This window comes from Pseudomonas sp. SWRI154, from assembly GCF_014268645.1.
GTDB classification, from domain to species: Bacteria; Pseudomonadota; Gammaproteobacteria; order Pseudomonadales; family Pseudomonadaceae; genus Aquipseudomonas; species Aquipseudomonas marvdashtae.
Window position 1 is genome coordinate 26038 of sequence record NZ_JABWQW010000042.1, and the last position, 8184, is coordinate 34221.

Below are 8184 nucleotides of genomic sequence, written 5' to 3' on the forward strand. Positions count from 1 at the left end.
CACGGACCTCGCCATGACCTCTTCATCCCCTGCCCTCAAGGAAATCTTCAACAACGCCCGCCTGCAGCACATCGCCACCGAAACGCGCGCGGTGTACCCAGCCTTCGATGCCAAGGCGTTCCTGCACATGGCCAACGACGGGCTGGCCGAATTGTCGGTGATGCAGCGCATGGCGCGGGTCAGCGAGTGTCTGCATGCAGTCCTGCCGCTGGATTACGAAGCATCGATCGAGGTCTTGCGGGCCCTGGCGCCGCGCATCAACAGCATGTTCGTCAGCATGTTCCTGCCCCACTACGTGGCGTCTTATGGTCGACATAGTTTTGACATGTCGATGGACGCGCTCAAATATTTCACCCGGTTCGGCTCTGCGGAGTTCGCCGTCCGGCATTTCCTGCGCGATGACTTGGCGCGCACCCTTGAGGTGATGCATGACTGGGCACTGGATGCCAACGAGCACGTACGACGCCTCGCCAGCGAAGGCAGCCGGCCGCGCTTGCCATGGTCGTTTCATCTGGAACCGATCCAGGCCAACCCGGAACTCACCGCCGCGATCCTCGATGCCCTCAAGGCTGACGACAGCCTCTACGTGCGCAAATCCGTCGCCAACCATCTCAACGATGTGACCAAACAGCATCCCGACTGGGTGCTGGAGCGGATCGAAGGCTGGCCGTTGCAAGACCGCCACACGGCCTGGATCGCCCGTCACGCGCTGCGCAGCCTGATCAAGCAAGGCAATCTTCGGGCGCTGGCCATGATCGGCGCAGGCGGCAAGGCGCAGGTCGAGATTTCGGATTTGCAGGTGACGCCGCCAGTGATTCGCCTTGGCGAACAGGTCACCCTTTCGTTCAAGGTGCGATCAACGTCTGAACAGGATCAGCGCCTGGTGATCGATTACGCCATCGACTACGTGAAGGCATCGGGCGGCACGTCGGCCAAGGTGTTCAAGCTCAAGACCTTCGACCTGCCCGCCCTGGCTTCTGCCAGCCTCAGCCGCTCCCAACACATCCGCGAACTGACCACCCGCCGGCACTACGCGGGCCGGCATGCGGTGCATTTGCTGGTCAATGGCGAGCGACTGGGCAGCGCCGCATTCGAGATCCTTCCCTGAGCGAACGCCTCAGGCCATCGCCACGCTTGGCGCCTGGCGGATGTTGTGCAAGAAGCGTTCGGCCGGCAGCGGGTGACCCAACAGATAACCTTGCAGCGAATCGCAGCCCAACTGGGTCAGGAAGTCTTGTTGTACGTCGGTTTCCACGCCTTCGGCGACGATCCGCAGGCCCAGGGCCTGGCCGAGGGCGACGATGGCCGAGACGATGGCCGCGTCGTCACTGTCGTGTTCCAGGTCACGCACGAAGCCACGATCGATCTTCAGCTCATTCGCCGGCAGGCGCTTGAGGTACATCAAGCTCGAGTAACCGGTGCCGAAGTCGTCGATGGACAGGTCCACGCCCATGTCCGACAGCTGCTGCAACACGGTCATGCTCGCGTCCGCGTCGCTCATGGCCGTGGTTTCGGTGATCTCCAGGGTCAGGCTGTTGGCAGGCAAATGGTGGGTCTCCAGCGCCTTGGCGACACTCTGCACCAAGCCAGCATGGCAGAACTGCAACGCCGAAAGGTTCACCGCGATGCGCCAATCGGTGTAGCCCAGCACGTACCACTCGCGCATCTGCCGGCAGGCTTCGTTCAGCACCCACTCGCCGATGGGAATGATCAACCCAGTCTTTTCCGCCAAGTCGATAAAGGTGTCGGGCATCATCAGGCCCTGGGTCGGATGGGTCCAGCGCAGCAGCGCTTCAGCGCCGACCGGACGGCCATTCGCCGCGTCGAACTTGGGTTGGTAATGCAGGCTGAACTGCCGCTGCTCGACGGCGATGCGCAAGTCTTGCAGCAGCTGCAATTGCTTGCGGGCGTTGCTGTTCATCGACGCGTCGAAAAAACTGTAGCCGTTCTTGCCGGCGCCCTTGGCGTGGTACATCGCGGCGTCGGCATTCATCAGCAGCTCTTCGGCGTTTTCGCCGTTGCCGGGAAAAAGCGCGATACCGACACTGGCGGATATCTGCAGGTCATGGTCGGCGACCCGGAACGTGCGAGCGATCAGCGCGACCTGGCGCGCAGCCAGGCGCAAGGCGTCGTCGGGATCGGCCAGTTGCACGAGCAGGACGAACTCATCGCCACCGATCCGCGCGAGGGTGTCCTGGTTGCGCAAGTCCTCGCGCAGGCGCAAGGCCACGTCCCGCAACAACAAATCGCCCATGTGATGCCCAAACGCATCGTTGACCGGCTTGAAACCGTCGAGGTCGATGAACATCAACGCAAAACAGCCGCCCTGCTCTTGCACCCGGTGCATGGCCTGGCCGATGCGATCCGCCAATAGCACGCGATTGGGCAACCCGGTCAGGGGATCGTGCAGGGCCAGTTGGGTCAACTCCCGATTGGCCTGGGTCAGCGACTTGGCCAACTCCGCGGTACGGGCTTCAAGACGCGCATCCAGAATCGATGTCAGCAAGGCGATCGCCAACACCGCCAACGTGGTGATCAGCACCAGATTGTCCAGGCCCTTGCCGCTCAAGCCATCGAGAGATCCGCAGAAACTGCCTTCGCTGAACTGCGCCGCGGCCATGCCGGTGTAATGCATGCCGACAATGGCGATGCCCATCACCACGGCGGCGCCGGCGCGGGCAATTCGTACATGAGGGGAATTGTGGCGAAGGCGCACGGCAATCCATAACGCCGCCGCGCACGCCACGACGGCAATCAACAGCGAAGCGCCAAACAACGTCGGGTCATAATCAATGCCCGGCTGCATCCGCAACGCCGCCATGCCGGTGTAATGCATGGCGCTGATGCCGGTGCCCATGACCAACGCGCCAAACGCCAACTGCCAAGCCCGCAGCTTTGGCTGATTGACCAGCCACAGGGCAAAGCCACTGGAAAGAATCGCGATCAGCAGGGACAGCGCGGTGATCGCCACATCGTAGCCAAGCTCCACCGGCAACGTGAACGCGAGCATGCCGATGAAGTGCATGGACCAGATGCCCACCCCCATCGCCAGCGAACCACCCGCCATCCACAAGTGAATGGCACGGCCCTGAGCAGTAGCAATGCGCCCAGTCAGGTCCAGCGCGGTATAAGACGCCAGGATCGCAACAAACAAAGAGATAGAAACAAGGGCGGGGGAATAACTGCCGATAAGCATGGGTTTTTCTCGTGACAGAAAGCCGAAGTGCCTCCATGCCCGGTTGAAAGTCGGCGATTGTACACAATTGGTACGGCAGTGCACGGGCCGTACATCAAAAAGCCATCATCGTTGGGATATTTGCGACGAAAGACATTCCGAGCCTAAGCTCAGCAGGTCAATCTCAAGGAGCAGTCTGCATGCCTACCACGGATAGCAAGTCTACAAACACCGCACTACTGGTGATCGACATACAAAACGACTTCACCCCCGGCGGCCAACTCGCCGTGCCGGGCGGCGATGAAATCGTGCCGCTGGTCAACCAGCTGGGCCGCACGTTCCGGCACATCGTGGTCGCACAGGACTGGCACCCGGCCGGACATGCCTCGTTTGCCTCCAGCCACGCAGGCAAACAACCTTTCGACATCATCCAACTGCCCTACGGCGAACAGAAACTCTGGCCCGACCATTGCGTCGAGGGCACACCGGGCGCCGCGCTGCACCCGGCCTTGGACTTGCCCCACGCGCAACTGATCATCCGCAAAGGCTGCAACCCGGCCATCGACAGTTATTCGGCCTTCATGGAAGCCGACCGTCAGACACCTACCGGGCTGACAGGCTATCTCAAGGAGCGCGGTATCGACACCGTGTACATGGTCGGGCTGGCCCTGGATTTCTGCGTGATGTATTCGGCGCTGGATGCGCGTATGGCCGGTTTCAATGCGATTGTCTTGCTGGACGCTTGCCGAGGCATTGATATCGACGGCTCGATGGATACGGCCATCCGCCGAATGCAAGAGGCTGGCGTGAAACTGATCCAATCCAGCGACATTGCCAATCCCGCTTTGGCGTGATGATCCATACTCCGTGCATTCCCGCCCGACAGTGAGCTTCCATGCCCCGCCTCGCCCGCACCCACCCGCGTCTTTCCAGTGCCACGGTCCTTGGCCTGGTGGTGGGTATCCTGGTTCCCGTGGACTCGATCATCAGCAAGATCCTGATCGGCTGGAATGCTGGGGTCTGGACCTACCTGGTGCTGATGTTCTGGCTGATCGTGCGGGCCAAGGCGCCCGATGTGAAGCGCATCGCCGAAATCGAAGATGAAAATGCCGGGCTGGTGCTGCTGATGGTCTGCGTCGCGGCATTGGCCAGCCTGGCAACCATCACCTTCGAGCTGGCCGGCAGCCGCGACCTGCAAGCCGCCGGCAAGCTGTTGCATTACGGCTTCACGGCGATGACCGTGATCGGCTCATGGTTGCTCATCGGGGTGATTTTCAGCGTGCATTACGCGCGGTTGTATTACACCTGGGAAGGCAAGGAGCCGGCACTGCGATTTGCCGAAGGGCTGACCACGCCCAACTATTGGGATTTCCTGTATTTCTCTTTCACCATCGGCGTGGCGGTGCAAACGTCGGACGTGGGTGTTGCGACGCGGCAGTTGCGCAAGATTGTGTTGGCGCAGTCGTTGATCGGGTTTGTGTTCAATACGGCGATATTGGGATTTTCGATCAATATTGCGGCGGGGTTGTTTGGGTGACGGTATGGGGCCACTTCGTGGCCCAGCGGGAGCAAGCTCCCTCGCCACAGGGACTGCACCGGGCCTCAAGACGGTGTGGGCAGCCACAGTCGGAAGCGCGCCCCGCCCAGTGGCGAGGCCTCGACGGTCAGTGTGCCGCCCTGGGCTTCCAGGGCCCGGCGGCTGATGGCCAGGCCGAGGCCGAAGCCGCCGGTGGCGCGGTCGCGGCTGCGGTCCAGGCGGTAGAACGGCTCGAACACGCGCTCGCGTTCGTTGTCGGGAATGCCGATGCCGTCGTCATCGACCCAGATCTCACAGCCTTGATCACGCACCAACACACCGACCTGGATACGCCTTTCGCAATAACGCATGGCATTGCGCAGCAGGTTCTGCAACGCCCGTGCGGTCAGGCGTGGGTCCAGCTCGAAACGCTCCAGTGCGCCGTGCAACAGCACGTCGATTACCACCTCCGGCGCCGCCAGGTCTTCGTCGAGGCTGCCGAGGATGCTGTCGATGAACTCGTCCAGCGGCACTTCGACCCGCTCCGGCAGGCGCTCCGGATTCTGCAGGCGGCTGTAGGACAGCAGCTCCAACACCAATTCATCCAACTCGCGAATGTGCGCCACCAACCCTTGCAAACGCTCGCGACTGGCGGGCGGCAGGTCTTCGGACAAGGCCAGCGCCAGGCCGAAATCCAGCCGGGTCAACGGCGTGCGCAACTCGTGGGACACGGCATTGAGCAAGTCCCGCTGCTGGTTGAGCAGATTCTCGATGTCGCCGGCCATGGTGTCGAACACATGGGCCAGGCTGCCGATGTTGGAACTCGGTGCGATCTTCGTACGCTCACTTAAATGTCCCTTGCCGAATCGCTCGGCGGTGCGCTTGAGCCGTTCCAGATCGCGCCAGTGCGGCCGCAACCAGAGCAGCAGGCAGGCGAGCATCGTCGCGCCGATCAGCACGTTGATGCTCCAGTACAACCAGCTGACATCGGCCGGGTCCGGCGGCACAATCATCTTCACCGCCGTGCGCTCGTCCAGCGGCGCGGCCGCCAGGGTTCGCCAGCCCCAATCGCCGATGCGCACAACGTTGTCACCGCGCTTGAGACGCGCCTGCTCGGTGGCGGTAAAGCCCGCATCCTCGGTCGCCGCCAGCTCGATGTGCAACGGCGCGAATTCCTTGTCCATCTGCGCCGCCAGCGCCGGCCATTGCTCGCTGGGCACGCCGCGAAACTGCTTGGCAATCAAGGTTTGAAGGCCACGGGAATAGTCGAGGTTGTAAGCCTGGAAGCGCTCATGGAACAGGCGGATCACCAGTTCCGGCATCAGGTAGATCGCCGCGCTGTAGGAGACGATGGTGACGAGGTAGAGGCGAATCAGCAGCTTCCACATCGGTCAGCATTCCCACTCGGAACGGCTGAACAGATAACCCTTGCCCCAGACGGTCTTGATCTTGCGCGCTTCGCCGGCGTTGTCGTCGAATTTGCGTCGCAGCTTGGAAATGGCCACGTCTACCGAACGATCAGTGCCGTTGAATTCGATGCCGCGCAGGCGTTGCAGGATCTGGTCGCGGCTCAGCACTTCACCGGAATGACGGGCCAGCACCACCAGCAAGTTGTACTCGCCGCTGGACAACTCCACCGGCTGCCCGCGCCAGGTCACCGTGCGTTCGGACAGATCGATGCACAGGTTGCCCATGACGATGCGATCATTGACCGTCTGCGGCTCCGTCAGGCTGCTGCGCCGCAACAAGGTGCGCACCCGAGCGAGAAGCACCCGTGGCTCGCAGGGTTTGGTGACGTAGTCGTCGGCGCCCATTTCCAGGCCCAGCACCTGGTCGTGGCTGTCGTCCCGGGCGGTGAGCATCAGGATTGGCAAGGTCGCCGAATCGGCCCGCAGCAGGCGGCAGACTTGCAGGCCATCCAGTCCCGGCAGCATCAGGTCGAGGATCACCAGGTCCGGCGGATTGACCCGCGCCCGCTCACGTACATGATCGCCACGGTTGAGCACACTGACGTGATAGCCGTTGCGTTCCAGATAACTGGCGATCAGTTCGCAAAGGGCGGCGTCGTCTTCGACAAGGAGGATGTTGGGCATGGGTGTATCCAAAGGTACGAGGCGCAGAAAATCTCAAGCCGCCAAGGATATACACCGTCGCCCTTCCCAAGAGCAAAACCCTTACACAATTTCACACATAGCCTATAAAGCATTACCGTCTTGCCCCCCTGGAATACTGGGACGGACTGCCCACCAGGGAGCGCCGCTCGCGCACGGCGAATGCCTAAGAGCACCAAGGGTAATAAATCAACCACCCTAGGGTGCACTGCTGCTAGGATTTTATCGATTCTGAAGCTATCTCCCCTTCACACCAAAGCCGTCTGCGTTCTCGCTGCCAAAGGGAAATACGTCGCCCATGTCAGAGATGAGGAATACCTGTCCATTGAGCGGGTTGATTACATATTTCTTTCCGAGAGGAGCACCCCCCGGATCCAGAATCCAGTTCCGCCAGTCCCCTATGCCGTGGTTTATTCCACTGTAATTGTTGCGTAAAAGATTGTACTCGGCGGCCGTAGGTATACGGCCACCTTGCGATTGAATTGCGTTCCTAGAGTCTCGATAGTTACCTCGGACTCCTGACCCGAAGTACCACAGGACATTGGAACAATACACCGTGTAGGCAGCCGGCTGGCCCATCTGATCGTACGCCGTGATGATTGCCGTGCCGGTACCTTTCGAAATCACGCGCCCGCTCGAGATGCCAACCTCGGCCACCTCCGGGTTGTCTGAATAATAGGCGCACGGCTGCACGCCCCCCGTTGCATAGCGATCTACATACGCCCCTGGCGGAGGATTGCTCGGCGTTACGTGGGAGCGATGGTGCACAGCATTCAAAGTCACTGGGCTAGGATCTATCACTAGCTCTGGTATGGCGGGTTCCACGGTCAGGGCCCACAAAGCCGACTCCGGTTCTGTGCCATAGACGCCCTTGGCAATAAAACTATGCGGCCCGAGCGCCACGGCGATGGCCGTAGATGTCCACGTCCCTCCGGTAGCCGTAACCCCCCCCTTGGAGGTGCCTGCATCAAACAATTCAACCTCCAGCCCGACCGAGGCGGCACCGGTCAATATCACACTGGTTTCTACGGTGCTGCCAGAGTTAGGAATCTCGGCATTGCTTGGCTGGCCTCTCACCGATGTAATCGTTGGCGTCACCAAATCCACGACATTGAAAGCCTTGGGCGTCGATTCCTGGCCTGAGTCGTACAGTGCCTTGGCCTTGAGACTGTAGGCCTTGGCATCCAGGCTCGTGAGTGGAGTACTCCACGTTGTCCCGTCAGTCGGGATGGGCACAGGGTTGCCGATGTTTGCCGTACCGTCCAACAACTGGATCTGTTGCCCACTGCTGCCGGTACCGGTGACGGTGACGCTGGTCTCGACCGTGCTGCCGCCGACCACCGTGCCCTTGGAATCAATGATATCGGTGAGGGTCGGTGTAA

At 61.1% G+C, this 8184-nt stretch carries 7 protein-coding genes; 3 read left to right on the forward strand and 4 right to left on the reverse strand.

The annotated features are described in order from the left end of the window. The first annotated feature begins 13 nt into the window (after positions 1–13). Positions 14–1108, forward strand: a complete 1095-nt coding sequence (locus HU806_RS25185; RefSeq protein ID WP_186615467.1) for a DNA alkylation repair protein — start codon at positions 14–16, stop codon at positions 1106–1108. 9 nt (positions 1109–1117) lie between these two features. Here HU806_RS25185 and HU806_RS25190 read toward each other — a convergent pair whose 3' ends face one another. After that, positions 1118–3196: a putative bifunctional diguanylate cyclase/phosphodiesterase gene (locus tag HU806_RS25190; protein ID WP_186615469.1), complete on the reverse strand. Its 2079-nt coding sequence runs from the start codon at positions 3194–3196 to the stop codon at positions 1118–1120. A gap of 179 nt (positions 3197–3375) precedes the next feature. Here HU806_RS25190 and pncA point away from each other — a divergent pair, with 179 nt between their 5' ends. After that, positions 3376–4029, forward strand: a complete 654-nt coding sequence (gene pncA / locus HU806_RS25195; protein WP_186615472.1) for a bifunctional nicotinamidase/pyrazinamidase — start codon at positions 3376–3378, stop codon at positions 4027–4029. A 41-nt stretch (positions 4030–4070) separates the two neighbouring features. Then, positions 4071–4712 carry a DUF1345 domain-containing protein gene (locus HU806_RS25200; protein WP_186615473.1) on the forward strand — a complete coding sequence of 214 codons (642 nt, stop codon included), beginning with the start codon at positions 4071–4073 and terminating at the stop codon, positions 4710–4712. A 65-nt stretch (positions 4713–4777) separates the two neighbouring features. Here HU806_RS25200 and HU806_RS25205 read toward each other — a convergent pair whose 3' ends face one another. From HU806_RS25205 to HU806_RS25215, 3 genes are all read right to left on the reverse strand, one after another. Then, a complete protein-coding gene (locus tag HU806_RS25205; protein WP_186615476.1) occupies positions 4778–6079 on the reverse strand; it encodes an ATP-binding protein in 1302 nt (433 codons plus the stop codon). A 3-nt stretch (positions 6080–6082) separates the two neighbouring features. Then, entirely contained in the window at positions 6083–6784 is a 702-nt protein-coding gene (locus HU806_RS25210; RefSeq protein ID WP_186615478.1) for a response regulator, read from the reverse strand. A gap of 255 nt (positions 6785–7039) precedes the next feature. Further along, positions 7040–8184 (reverse strand): immunoglobulin-like domain-containing protein (locus HU806_RS25215; RefSeq protein ID WP_527251171.1); only part of this gene is annotated, 1145 nt, incomplete at its 5' end.